General features: G+C 55.4%; 10 protein-coding genes. All 10 read right to left on the reverse strand.

Going from position 1 to position 13,010, the window contains the following annotated elements:
- Positions 1 to 6: 6 nt before the first annotated feature.
- Positions 7 to 735: a hypothetical protein gene (locus K5E40_RS12010; RefSeq protein WP_221730916.1), complete on the reverse strand. Its 729-nt coding sequence runs from the start codon at positions 733 to 735 to the stop codon at positions 7 to 9.
- Positions 732 to 3,182, reverse strand: coding sequence for an alpha/beta fold hydrolase (locus tag K5E40_RS12015; protein WP_221730917.1), 2,451 nt, complete (start codon positions 3,180 to 3,182; stop codon positions 732 to 734). The genes K5E40_RS12010 and K5E40_RS12015 overlap by 4 nt, the downstream gene beginning before the upstream one ends.
- 9 nt (positions 3,183 to 3,191) lie before the next feature.
- Complete coding sequence (locus K5E40_RS12020; RefSeq protein WP_221730918.1) at positions 3,192 to 4,586, reverse strand: TIGR01777 family oxidoreductase; 1,395 nt, start codon at positions 4,584 to 4,586, stop codon at positions 3,192 to 3,194.
- A 138-nt stretch (positions 4,587 to 4,724) separates the two neighbouring features.
- Entirely contained in the window at positions 4,725 to 6,092 is a 1,368-nt protein-coding gene (locus tag K5E40_RS12025; RefSeq protein WP_409339135.1) for a lysozyme inhibitor LprI family protein, read from the reverse strand.
- Between the two features lie 5 nt (positions 6,093 to 6,097).
- The gene (locus K5E40_RS12030) at positions 6,098 to 6,574 is read right to left on the reverse strand and encodes an XAC2610-related protein (RefSeq protein ID WP_201229302.1); all 477 of its coding nucleotides are present in this window, start codon (positions 6,572 to 6,574) and stop codon (positions 6,098 to 6,100) included.
- A 10-nt stretch (positions 6,575 to 6,584) separates the two neighbouring features.
- Entirely contained in the window at positions 6,585 to 7,010 is a 426-nt protein-coding gene (locus tag K5E40_RS12035) for a hypothetical protein (protein WP_221730920.1), read from the reverse strand.
- Between the two features lie 35 nt (positions 7,011 to 7,045).
- Entirely contained in the window at positions 7,046 to 7,693 is a 648-nt protein-coding gene (locus K5E40_RS12040) for a hypothetical protein (protein WP_221730921.1), read from the reverse strand.
- Positions 7,694 to 8,035: 342 nt separating this feature from the next.
- Positions 8,036 to 8,923 carry a hypothetical protein gene (locus K5E40_RS12045; RefSeq protein WP_221730922.1) on the reverse strand — a complete coding sequence of 296 codons (888 nt, stop codon included), beginning with the start codon at positions 8,921 to 8,923 and terminating at the stop codon, positions 8,036 to 8,038.
- Positions 8,923 to 11,643, reverse strand: a complete 2,721-nt coding sequence (locus K5E40_RS12050) for a hypothetical protein (protein ID WP_221730923.1) — start codon at positions 11,641 to 11,643, stop codon at positions 8,923 to 8,925. The genes K5E40_RS12045 and K5E40_RS12050 overlap by 1 nt, the downstream gene beginning before the upstream one ends.
- Positions 11,644 to 11,694: 51 nt before the next feature.
- Positions 11,695 to 13,010: type VI secretion system tip protein TssI/VgrG (tssI, locus tag K5E40_RS12055; RefSeq protein ID WP_221730924.1), on the reverse strand; the 1,316-nt coding region annotated here is incomplete at its 5' end.

The raw sequence follows: 13,010 nt of genomic DNA on the forward strand, positions 1-13,010 counted from the left end.
GGATGTTCATTGGAAGGCAATGCCACGCACCGCTGTCTTGATCTGTTCGAACCCTTGGGCGCTGATCGACAACGGCGTGGCTGAGCCTGATTCCGCCGAGCCGATCAGCACGTCTTTGCCCCGCAGCAGGCAAAAGGCGACGCGGGTGATATGGCGTCGTGACTTGTCGTGGAAACCGAAGATGAACCCCGACGACTTTTCCCCGCCCCATTGCTCGAAGGTGTAGGTGTTCGCGCGACCCGCCAGCGAATTGGGCACCCAGCCCTGATCGGTGAGCGTCGCCGGGCACCTCCGGTCGTTGTCATCACGCAGTACTTGCACCGCAAACGCATCGTCCTCTGGAGGTTTCCAGTCGGTGAGAAGGGAAAAGTACTCAGTGTTTTCACACATCAGGCCAAACCACGGCTGACTGAGGTTGGCAGGTTTCTCGAAGTGCCACTCGGCGCCACTGGACGTTTGCGCTTGCCACAGCCGAGGGGCGCTGGAGGGTTTGGGTAGTTGTTTGGCCGCGACAAACACCGGATAGAAATCGTCGAACGTCAACCATTGGTCCTGCACCAGCGGCATGGAAAAGCGGCAAGAGCCCATGTCGACAACGGTCTCGGCAGGGCCGCTGGCAATGGTCGACTGGCCGGGCGCGCTACCGAGCAGCACGGTATCTGCGGCAACGCCATAGCCCGTTTGTGCAAGCGCAAACAAACCGAAGAGCAACCCGCGAAAGCCTTGAATGCTCACTTCATATCCTTCGAATTCATCAATTCCAACTCACCATCCCGATACACCACCTCACACCCCACCCACGCCGGATCAACCTGCGGCATCACCGCCGACGGCTTGCGCAACTCCCGCAGCAACGTCGAGCCATGGGACAACCGCCCACCCATTCGCGCAATCACCGCCCGCGCGGCTTGATAGTGCGCATGACGCCCCGGATCGAGGGTGTCTTCAAGCAAAATATCCTCGCCGAGGATGCCCCGCACCTGCCCCGGATAAATCATGAACCCGGTGGCCTGCTCCGCACCTTCGCGACCGTCCTGCCAGAAGCTGCCGTCGCGGCTTCGAACGTCGGGATGCGGCGCGAACCAATGCTCGCGATCCGCCAACGGCATGGCGTGGTGCAGGCGGAAGAAGATGCGCATCAGGTTGTCGCGATACCACTCGCGCACTTGCAGGTAGTAGCCGCGCAGGCCCGGCAGGCCGATCGAATGCGCGAGGCGGATCAGCCCTGACCATTGCGGAAATGGCTGGAGCGGCAACTCGCTCGCCGTCGGCCGAGGGGTGGCCGGATCGGTCTCCCACGGCAATCGATGCGGGCTGTTCCCAAGGTTGTCGTAAGCGGTCGGCGGGCGCCCGAGCCAATCGCCGCCGCTACTGGCCAGCGCCGTGGCGATGCACAGATTGCCTTGCACCACGAACACGTAAAACCGGGTGAACCAGTCTGCCAGTTGCTGGCCGTCGGCACCCTGGGCGACGAGGTCGGTCAACTCCTGATCGAAACGCTGCAAGCCACGTTCAAGCGTCAGCAGATGATCACGGGCAATGCGTTGCATACGCAAAAACAGCGGCAACGAACGCAGCATTTTCAGTGGTTGCCACGGCAGATGTGGAGTCGCGCCGCCGACTTCACCGGCGTAGTTGCTGGCGCTGATGCCCCAGTCGGCGAGTCGGGCGAGGAACAGGTCGTTGTTGATGTAGGACGCGCCGCCGAACACGGCGGTGAACGGCTCGTTGTCCTGCAACACTCGCGCATCCCAGCGCGCCATGATCGCTGGAATACTCGCCGCTGCCCGGCGCTGGGCGTACTCCACAAAGACGCTCGGTTGCGGCGGCAGGATCTCGGCGATGTTGGCGGCCGTCAGGTGGCGGCGCCAGCCGTAGTCGCTGATCGGCCGATATTGCAGCAGCCACAGTTGCGTACCGTCCCAGGCCCATTCGACGTCGCCTGGTACGTAGTGAAATACCCGCAGCACGTCTTGCAGAAATTGCCATAGCCGCTCTTCGGTCAAGCCGTGGGATGGCGTGAACGCGCCGCTTCGCCAGGCATCGCCAACCCGCGAAAGCGTTGCCCGCGAAGGGCTGACATGACCGTCGGCCAGCGATTCGAGATGGCCTTCAACCCACTCCAGCTCTACCGAGAGATGTCGCACGAAGGCGATCCCGGACACTACCGGGGTGACGAAGCGCTGCACCACCACTTCCTCGACGCCTTCGGCCGTCAGTTCGGCGATGCGTTTAGGCACGTTGGCGGTCGGCTCGCGCAGATAGGTGGTGCTCAACCCGGCATTCGCCGAATCGGCCTGATCCTCGCCATAACTGGAGGAGCGCACCGCCCAGGTCACATCAGGTTGAGCAGCGAGAAATGCCGGCAGACGCGGATCGGTGCAGTCGCTGAGCGTCAGCGCCGCCGGCACCGGCTGCCGGGCCAGTTCAGCCAAGCGCAAACGCCCGCCCTTGGTGTGCGCAACAAACCCGCGCTCGCCCGACTCCAGCCACTGCGCAAACTGCGCGGGTGCGTCGATCCACGGGTAATGGCCCCAACCGGGTTTCAGGCTGATGGTCAGATCTGCGCGCGCAAGAATCGCCGACCATGCCGCCGCTTGTTCGATGCCCAGTACCTTGTCCTGATCGCCCCAGACCAGTTCGACCGGGTCGGTGATCCACTCCAGCAAGGGCAGCGCGGTGTCGGCACGGATCAGATCCCAGTGCGGCACAAACGCACGGCAGCGCGCATAACCGGCGCCCATGCGCTGATACTGCGCGGGCGTCCAGGTCTGGTTGGAGAACTTGCGCGCGAACAGCGTGGGTTTGTTCGACAGCAGCCAGTGAATGGACTTGCGGATCGGCAGCGGTGACATCAGTGCCGGCAAGCGACGCTGCCACAAAAACGCCCCGACCGGCGCCAACAGAACACTGCGAGAAAAATGTCCGGGCCGACGTTGCAACGCGTGCAGCACCAGCAACGCGTTAACCCCGACGGCCATGATCGCACTGCCCTGCTGCGTCATCGCCAGCAAGGTCTGCGCGTAGTCGGCAAGATCCTCACAGGGTGGCTGCGGATTGGCGCCGAAGCCCGGCAATTCCAGCGGCACCACGTCGTAGCGCTGAAAGTGCGGCAACGCGTCATCCCACCAATCGGCGGCGCTGCCATTGCCGGCCAGCAGGTACATCAACGGCTTGCTCATGGGCGATCCTCAGGTCAGATCGCGCAGAGCGGCGTCGAGGGTTGGATAGCGGAATGTGTAGCCGGCCTCGGTCAAACGCTGCGGCACCACGCGCTGACCGTCGAAGAACAACTGAGCCATTTCCCCGGCCAACACACGCACTGGCGCGGCTGGAATGTGGAACCACACCGGGCGCTTGAGGACCTTGCCGACGTTCTCGGCGAACGCTGCCTGACTGACCGTTTCAGGCGCGACCATGTTGTAGGTGCCGCGCAAATTTTCATCGTGAAAGGATCGAGCGATCACCTGAATCACATCGTCGCGGTGCACCCAACTCATGATCTGCCGACCATCGCCCATGCGACCGCCGAAGCCCAGGCGGAACGGCAGCAGCAACGGCAACAACGCACCGCCGGGGCCGAACACCACGCCGAGGCGCAACACCACCTGACGCACGCCAAATTCCGTCGCCGGTTGCGCCGCCGCTTCCCACCGCGCGCAGAGTTCGGCCATGAAACCGGCGCCCTTGCTGGCGTGTTCATCGAGACTTTCGCTGGCATCGCGCACGCCGTAGAAACCGATGGCCGAGGCTTGAATCCACAGCGTTGGTTTTTGCTTGGTGTTCTTCAACCAGGTCATCAGTGCTTCGGTTGTACCGACTCGGCTGGCGAGCAGTTGCGCCTGACGTTTGGGAGTCCAGCGCGGGCCGGCGACGGGGGCGCCGGCGAGATTGATCACTACGTCGAAGGCTTCGTCGTGGCTGAGTTCGCTGAGCGAATGTACGCAGCGGACGCGGCCGTTGAATAGATTGGCCGCGTTCAATGGATCGCGTGTCAGTACGCTGACGGAGTGGCCGGCGTCGAGCAGTTGGTTGACTAAGGCTTCACCGATAAACCCTGTGCCACCAGTGATCAGCACGCGCTTGTAGGCGCTGCCGGCAAACGGATTGGACGTACTCTGAGGTTTTACTCGAGGGGATTTCCGGCAGTCATGGCGATACAGCCAGACCAGCGGCGGCAACAGCATCAGCAGCGCAAAACCGTCGAGCCACAGGTGCGACCAGACCTGTTGTTGCGCTGACAGCCACATGTCCTGCGGTGCCCACAACAGGACACCAGCGATCAACCAGCCCCACACACTCGGCGCTTTCGAACGATTGCCGATGTGCACCAGCGCGAGCATGTACAGCGAATAGCTTTGCAGCGTCGCGCCGAACAGCGCGAGCCACCAGACCTGCTGTTCGTGGCCGGCCGCGGGCACCGCTTCAGCGCCCCAGAATGCGCGTTCGAGGGTGTGCAAATAGCCGTCGAGTAAACCGGAGTGACCGGCCCAGGTCAGGGTCAGACCGGCGAGAATGTGCACAATTGCGGCGGCGTATAGCCAGAGCACTAACGCGGGGCGAAGGGAGATCGAGGGGGCTGGCATTCCGTGTCCTGAGCGCATTCCTTGGGGGTGGGGAGTTTAAAGGAAAATCGCGGTCGTCAGATGCTCAAAAACTAAACGTTTTACCGGACGGATTCAGACTCAACGACTGCGAAAACGCATCAAACATGACCTGGCATTTCAAATGCAGTGACTGGCCTTGATCGATTCCGCGCCTTGCGATCCCAATCGTTTCACGCTGTCGATGCTCGACTGAATATCTTTGTCAGCCGCCATTTGATAACAGGCTAATGCTCGGGACATATCCTTCGCTCCCAAATCGCCACTTTCGAAAGAAGAAGCCAAATAAATCATCGCCTCTGTGGAACCCATGGAAACAGCACGAATAACCTGTTTTTCTGCCTCCGCGGGATGGAGGCAAGGACCGCTGTAGTCGGTGGAATTGCCTAAACAAAAAAACGTGGCATAGCCCAACGCACCACTCGGTATTTTCGAGGCTGCTTTGAACAATGCCTCAACTCTAGGGGTTTCCAACTGCGACGCCATTTGCGAAAGACTCAGGCTTGCTGCCGACAAGCTCGCCTGTGCATCACCCGACTCTGCAGCACATAAATAATTTTCCAGGGACGCTTCAATCAACTCCACCGTAAGCGGGTATTGCTCAAGAAATCCCAACCCACCTAACGCTTCGGCACGTTGATAACAGAAGTTCTCGGCGCGACTCCTTCCAGAGGTTTCCGTTGCGACAAGATCCTTTTCGCTGATCGACCAATCCTCAATTCCCTCCAGCACCCAACAGGCCTGCCGAGAGAAGTTGAAGATTTTCACATTGCTGTTTCCCGCTCGCTTATCCACCACGTTGACGTGACTGTCGTCGACCTCTTCGATCTCGACTCCAGGTGTCTTGCCGGGTGGGATTGCAGCCATCAGTGGATAGCTGAAGGTAGCTCCACTGACACCCGAGGTCGAAGGCTCAAAAGTACTTCGATCCTTTCCCGCTACCGGTTTCAACACCAGCGACTTGACCGTCATCGCAGTGAGACGGCGTTGTGATTCGCTGTTGGCGGAAAACGCTGTCAGGAAAGGCGCGAACTCCTCCGAGGGGCAAGCGTCGCTGGTCGGTGCCGTCGAAGCGCTCTTATCGGATGCAAGCGCAGGGACAATCTTGTCTAGATACGCCGAGCGCTCGCGACTCATTCTGGCGATGCACAAGTTGCTGACCGCCACGTACGCAGGCTTACCCACCTCGATCTCGAACGCCTCCAACGGACAGTTCGCATCGCGCAATTTCAACCACGCACGCTGCGACTCTTTAACCTTCGCCGCGTACTCCGCGCCCAACGCCGGATCTGTTCGATAGTCAGATTCAAGCCGCGCCATCAGCTGCTTGTAGCTAACGTTCAACTGCGCATCGGCAGCCTTCTTCGCCGCCTCAGAGCAGGGCACCATTTCCATGCTTGAGGTGACGTTGCTGCAGTCATCCTCCGCATAGGCTGCCGAAATGGGCAGTAACAGAGCAGCCAACAGCGTTAAGACTAAGCGTTTCACTGTGTTCATCCTTGAGTCATTCGGGTTTTGCGATTGGTGAATCGGGTGACGCATTGCTTCGGTCTGTTCATCTCCCAATAAGTGCTGAGCAACACTTTGCGTTTTTTGTCGACGCGCAGATTGACGAAACCATCGCCGCAGTCCGGCTGCAACTCCTCGAACGTGCCGGTTTTGGCTTGGTAAACGAACACACGGTAGTAGTCGTAGGTGCCCATGCCGTCATCAAGCTGCCAGATCGCGAAATCCTGGGCGCCGTCGAAATTAAAGTCGTCGAACTGCACGTGGAGTTCGTTTTCGGCTTCAAAATTGATTGTTCGCGACTCGCTATGTGCATCGCTTTTAACCGCGATATTCAGCGTTGAGCCTTCGAGGGTTAGCGTTGCTTCGACGCCTTGGGTTGGACTGAATGTGGTGGTTTCGGCCAACGCCGGGATCGCCCACAGCAGGCCGAGCAGTGATACCGCTAGAGTTTTGAATTGCATGTGCTTGCCCCTACTCCCACTTGCATCCGGACTCCTGGGAGGAGTCGATGTTGGGGTTACTCAAGAAGTGGTAAACCTTACCGTTGGACTTTTTCGTGTACTTCATCGAGACGATCTGCGTCCCTTGAGTCACGAAATCGTAGGTCCCCGCGACCTTGCCATTGACGACTTCAGACCACATTGTGGCGCTCTGCCAAGGGGTGTCAGAACCGAGCATCTCTTCCTCGGTATTCGTCAACACAATAGAGATGGGCTCACTGGACTTGGCGTACTTGACGAAGCCACCTGACCATTTGCTGGACGCGTCGTAAAAGGTACGGAACTCAAACTTTACCGGACTGGATTCGGAGAGTTCGAAGCAAAAGGATTCGCTGGTGACTGCGCCGTGAGCCACTAGCGGGAAGAGGCTGGATAGTAGAATAAGTACTTTTTTCATGTTCATTTCCTTATGAGAGATCGGGGCGTACTGGTCTATTCCGATCCCGCTACACACTGCCCATCCTGAAGATCAGGAGCCAGCGCCCGATTTCCCGACAGATACCAGCTCGCAAGCGACTGACTCTCGCAATAAGCGTTCTTCTCTGCATCGTAATAAAACGCCACTTTATGATTGGCCATCCCGCCCCGGTTGGGGACGAACAACTCGACGGCGAACACGACATCGGGCATAGCAGTTTTTCTATCCGACATCAGCGAGGGTGGCCCCAGAAACTTACAGGGCACGCCGTGAAAAGGCCGATCCAACTGGCCTTCTTGATACCTGTAAATCGCACAAATGCTATTCGGATCTTCAATAACCACGGCAGTAATCGTTCCACCACTCCAGTTCACGACGCCACCTGCAATGGAGTGGAAACTATCGAAAGGCATTTCACTTTCCTTCGTTAGCGCAGCGACCATGGCGGCGGGCATTGCTTGGCTTGTACTGACACCGGCCGGCGCTGCGCTAGCGGACAATGCCCACGGCAATGCCAGGAACAGCAGCGAAACGACTTTCACTGTGACTCTCCGATGGCCCGGCTGCCAGATGTGCAATACACGACCATTACTGCTCCGTACATTCAGGTTCAGCGAGACGTTCACCATCAACGCTGAATTTGCATAACTCGGTAATTTCATTCACTCCAACCAACGACATCAGCTTGAAGGTCAGCTGCAATTCGGTGTCGGAAAACGTCGCCTTATCCAATGAGACATCGGAGAAGCCGTTGTTAAAACTTCTCCCTGCAATGTCGCAGAATGCTATCGAGTCGCTCCACTTTGGGCTATTAGCGGGCGAAGACCGGACACCCAAAACTTGTATTTGTGTGGTGCAAACCAAGTTGCCGACTCATGCAGGTCTCTTCAATATCGCAACTTCTTGATTTTCTGTAAGAAAAATCGGGGATCCCTCAGGCACAGCCCACGTTTTCAAATCATTATTAAAACGTGGGAGCCAATATTATTTCTTAAAAATATAGTTTACTTCTCTTGACTTCGCTCAAGCGCCTTCTTAGGTATGTTTTTTGCTTTTCCTGACTTCTGCATCAAGTCGACATACTCTTTATAGTAAGCCGCTGACCGCGCCCTATCAGTCTCCCAGAGCACATCTGCGATATTGAGCTTCAACACCACTCTACTAGGAAAATTCTTTTCGATTTCCGCCAGAAGCTTATATGAACTATCGTATTCCCCTGCTTGCGCCAAAGCATAACCAAAATCGTTATATGCAACTACAGTAGAAGCACTTAGAGGATAATCTACTTGCAACTGCAGTAACCGCCCAGGATTAAGATAAGATTTAATCGCATCGTAATCCATATCTTTCAAACGAACCAAAACGACATTATGCGCCAACGCTATAGAGTCTATTTTTCTACCCGCTTCTACTTCAGCTATCTTTTCCGCGGCAAGTTTACGCTGCGTATACCAAGAATAGCTATTACCCCCCTCCTCCAAACTACCTTCATATGCAGAAAGACTTTGGGATAGTGATTTCATATTCCCGATCGAAGCCAAGTCACTTCCGGAGTAAACAAAGGTTTCATACTGCTTACCACTTAGCCCGAGACCCGAGTGTTGAACAGCCCAAACGCACGTAAAAAGAAAATATACTTCTCTCCCTTTAACGGTAAATGCGTCAGTTAACTCAGCTTCCCCTCCCTCAGGCTCACAAGTGTCGGGAATTGCATAGCGCTTCCCACCTTTGGCTATCAAACTACCTCTTAGCGTTTGCCCTCGGTCGCTTTCAGATGATGAAAATTCTACTTTTACAGCTTCATTGAAAGGCGGATCCAAAACAATAATTTGACCTTCCGCCCTTAACCAAGCGGAATAGCCAAAAATCAAAAACAGAACAATATTTCTCATCAATTTAACTCCGCTTCAACCATTCCGCGCAAATTATTAAACAAGATCACCCTATTTGCCAAACCAATTGTTCCGCCATTCACTTTAGTAGATATATCGGCAACATGTAGCGAGATATTCGCCTCAGTCCGCGAAGCATATGAGGTTGCAATCAGACCATTCATATTATTCATATCCCACCAAACAAACGCCGACTCTATCCCATACTTTAATTCATTTACAATCAGATCGGGATCTACCACAAAGTCCTTGGGATCCGCAGGATCCCTTAGATTATGAATTCGTGTATATTCACGATAGTTAGATTTACCGGTTAATTGGATGATGCCTCTACCCCGATACTTATACCCTTCTTGGCTCGCCTCGTCTCCATTACCATTTCTGCCGCCATAAACATAGCTACCCAAATTAACCGGGTTATGCGCATATGTAGCTGACTCACTCCACAACTTTGGACGCAGTCTTGGCAAAACAATACACTCGTCCTGCGCCGCATTATAACCATTCTGATTATTCCGACAACCAAACATCTCCCTCATGCGGCGGGGGTTATAGTCAAGATCCTCCTGTCTAATCTTAAACCCGCTTTCATGTCCTACCTGAGACAATAGATGAGCGATCCTCAATGGCGTATCAATTTTGTATAGCCTTGCGTATTTATTCAAAAATGGCAGTATCGATTCACAATAATCATCGGCAATGTTCGGCCTAGCCGCTTTCAGCATTGTTCGAGTTATTAACTCCCTTTCTGCCTTCCCTGCAAAATTGCCAATAAAACCTAAAGGATGAATGTGCCAGACATTTGCACTATCGATACCATGCTTACCCTTCAGCTTGTCCCACCAGCTCAATCGTTCGATTCGAGCCTTTTCCTCTACCCACGCTTTATGAGGATCAGAATCGCTGTGACCAATGATTTCATCCAGAGCATCCCAAGTTTCTTTTTTGTAGTCCCATTCATTCTCATACCGCGTCACCATCTGCGATATAGGTTGAGAGAACCATGGTTTGCCCAACGCCTCAGCAATTTCAGACGGCGCGATTTTTTTATCTCCATTCCTGTCGAGAATTTTGTACAACGTCTCATTAACAGAGCCAGCTAGGGCGGTCTCTACATTCGGCAGATACGACTCTCGCTCTTGTTCATCGAGACTCTCTTGAGCATGCAGAAAAGCTGCTAAGTGATCGACATTGCTTGTAGTTTCGTTAATAAAGGTGAACCCATCCCACTCAAACGGAGAGTGCCGCGAGAGCACTGTATCGGGTTCTGCAAACCATCCATCAATTCCATTACCATCTTTGCCACCTAACAACCCATCTAAGCGCCACCAATAGGTAGTGGAAGTCGATGTACCCATCACTACAGACTCTTTGATTTTCTTCTCCGCGGGTAATGCTTCAAGCAGTCCAACAGGAATATAGAAGTCATAGCCAACTTTGTTTCCTGGATCTGCTGTTTTAGGAGGATTCGTGGCATTCATATGTGGTGCATGAGTAACCAACAGCGTATCAACTGGTATCTTGACTAACGTCTTTTCAGCAGCGGGCAGGCCGATAGCCTTCTCTTTACTTTTGCTAGTAAAAGCTTCCACGTCCTCACAGCTGAAAACTTCGAGGTGTAACAAATTCTTCGGCGCGGAATCTGCATGGGTCTGATATTTCCCAACATGCCCCAACACCTCACCGGCCTTAACTTTGAAGGTCTCAGCAAGTGGAATTACCTGCCCAATAGGAGCATGGGGCTCGTTCTTGGCCTCCAAATCTTCAAGCCAGACAAATCCAGGCAATTTACCGTCATCACCTGCGTTGAGAGCTGGAATAGGCTGACCGCTTATGATCTCCACTAGCTTACGGTACTGTCTTGCGGCTTGTTCGTCGCTAATTCTGATCTGTGTACCCGCCGGTAAAAACGCGATAGGTTGCCCACCGCGGGTCGTATCGCGAACGTTGGCGCCGCTCTTCTGGTCTGGAGGAGCGTCTTGTGCTTCCTCCCCTACCAAGTAGCTCTCCCCCCCCAGATGTTTCATTTCCCCCTTAAATACCCATCCAGTGTTGACAGCCAAGCTGGGAAACTCAGGCGTCACGCTTACTACCGCAAGCCAGCTTTGGTTGGACGGTGCGGGTTTGGTGAGAACCGTAGTGCCACGGGGTAGTACGGCCAATATAGGTGTTTGGGACGAATTGCCTTCACGAACCCTTAGCCCCAATGATTTGGTTCGAAGATTTTCCTTTACTTGATAAAGGCCTTTCCCCCAGAAACCCGGTGGCTTAAGCGAAGGATTCGCTTTATAGGTTTCCCAATCAAGCAGGTGCATATAGAGACTGAAGAACGTCAGGCTCGGCCCAGGCGCAGCAGCCGCACCGGTAGCAGGAGCCGGCGTAGAAGGTGCAGGGAGCTCAAGTCGATGCTTCACCAACACAAACCCCGTCGAATAAACCGAGTGCGTCGAGCCAAAATCAGATGTCGGATATTTCTCGTCAATACGGTAGGCGACGACCTCTCCATCAGCGATGCACCTGACCTCTGTCAGATCGTTGACCAATCCAGAAGCCTCATCGAAATGAACACCACCATGCCAAAGACCGTTGACCCCCAACGGGTAGTAACCATCTTTGGCTTTGGCTAACGCCTTGTAGAATTGCTGCGGACCGGTCGCTTCGCCGGTACCCACTTTCAGGGGATACGACCATTTTTGAATTTTGTTCGTTGTCTCTGTCATTACCAATTACCTGAATTCTGATCCCTGGTGGCATGGATTGCCGTCGATGTATTACCCAGAAAAATTGAGCATGCGCTTTGGCTTGCGTTTGATCTTTTCCTCAGGCGAATTCGCCAACGCCTGATCCATCAAACTCCCCGCCTTATCCTTATCCGCCGCCCCCGGCAGCACCGGCGGCTTAATCCCGATGCCTGTTCCGGAACCAGCCGAACCGCCAGCGTTGATCTTGATCACCGGCCCAACCACCGTCACGCCACCGCCATCGAGCTTGATAAAGCTACCGCCGCCAAGAATGGTCAGCTCAGTCCCGGCTTCAATAACGATCTTGTCCCCAGCCTTGAGGTGTATCTCTTTCCCCACGCTGGTCAGTTGCGCAGTCCCCAGCTTCACATGCTGGTTCTGCCCAATCGTCAGGTGTTCATCCAGCTTCGCTTCAATCTTGCGGTCGGAAATCGTGGTGCGGTGTTCCTCGGCCTTCAGCTCGGTGTAGCTGTTCTTCTCCACCGTGTCATGACGTTCATTACCGACCCGAATCTTCTGATCGTGCTCAACGTTCTCATCCCAATCGCGCTGCGCATGAATGTAGATCTGCTCGGCGCCTTTCTTGTCTTCAATGCGCAATTCGTTGTAGCCGCCACCACCCGGCGAGCTGAGTGTCTTGAACACGCTGCGCGTCTTGTTCGCCGGCAGTGCGTACGGCACCGGGTTTTCCTTGTGGTACAGGCAGCCGGTGACGAGGGGTTGGTCGGGGTCGCCTTCGAGGAAGGTGACGAGGACTTCCATGCCGATGCGCGGGATGCTGATGGCGCCGTAGCGGTCGCCGGCCCAAGAGCTGGAGACGCGCAGCCAGCAACTGGTTTTGTCGTCGGCCTGGCCTTCGCGGTCCCAGTGGAATTGCACCTTGATGCGGCCGTATTGGTCGCAGTGGATTTCTTCGCCTTTGGGGCCGGTGACGTGGGCGGTCTGGCTGCCGAGGACGCGGGGTTTCGGGTGTTCGAGGGCCGGGCGGTAGAACACGTCCCACGGGGTGGCGAGGAAGGTGTTGCGGTAGCCCTGGTGGAAGTCGTCCTTGTTGTCGGTGGTGTCGCTGGTCACGCCTTCTTCGAGGACTTGCGGCTGTTTGCCTTCGTGGACGATTTCGGTGAGCAGCCACAGGTCGTTCCACTCGGTGCGCGGGTGATCAGACATTTCCATGAAGTGGCCGCTGACCAGTGTGGTCTGGTCGCCGCGACCTTCGGCCTGGCGGTAGTCGGCGCGGTGGCGTTCGAGGGCGCGTTGGCTGAGGAACTTGCCGCGCGCGCGGTCGATGAAGCGGCCGGGGTAGTCGTAGTCTTCGAGATCCGGTTCGGCGTCTTTGCTATCGAGAG

Origin of the sequence: Pseudomonas baetica, from assembly GCF_019733355.1 — a bacterium.
GTDB classification, from domain to species: Bacteria; Pseudomonadota; Gammaproteobacteria; order Pseudomonadales; family Pseudomonadaceae; genus Aquipseudomonas; species Aquipseudomonas baetica_A.

Bases quoted from the DNA above. Each gene is read 5' to 3' on its own strand.
- K5E40_RS12015 (WP_221730917.1), bottom strand. From the start codon at position 3,182: ATGAGCAAGCCGTTGATGTACCTGCTGGCCGGCAATGGCAGCGCCGCC.
- K5E40_RS12020 (WP_221730918.1), bottom strand. From the start codon at position 4,586: ATGCCAGCCCCCTCGATCTCCCTTCGCCCCGCGTTAGTGCTCTGGCTA.
- K5E40_RS12045 (WP_221730922.1), bottom strand. From the start codon at position 8,923: ATGAGAAATATTGTTCTGTTTTTGATTTTTGGCTATTCCGCTTGGTTA.
- K5E40_RS12035 (WP_221730920.1), bottom strand. From the start codon at position 7,010: ATGAAAAAAGTACTTATTCTACTATCCAGCCTCTTCCCGCTAGTGGCT.
- K5E40_RS12050 (WP_221730923.1), bottom strand. From the start codon at position 11,643: ATGACAGAGACAACGAACAAAATTCAAAAATGGTCGTATCCCCTGAAA.
- K5E40_RS12030 (WP_201229302.1), bottom strand. From the start codon at position 6,574: ATGCAATTCAAAACTCTAGCGGTATCACTGCTCGGCCTGCTGTGGGCG.
- K5E40_RS12040 (WP_221730921.1), bottom strand. From the start codon at position 7,693: ATGAAATTACCGAGTTATGCAAATTCAGCGTTGATGGTGAACGTCTCG.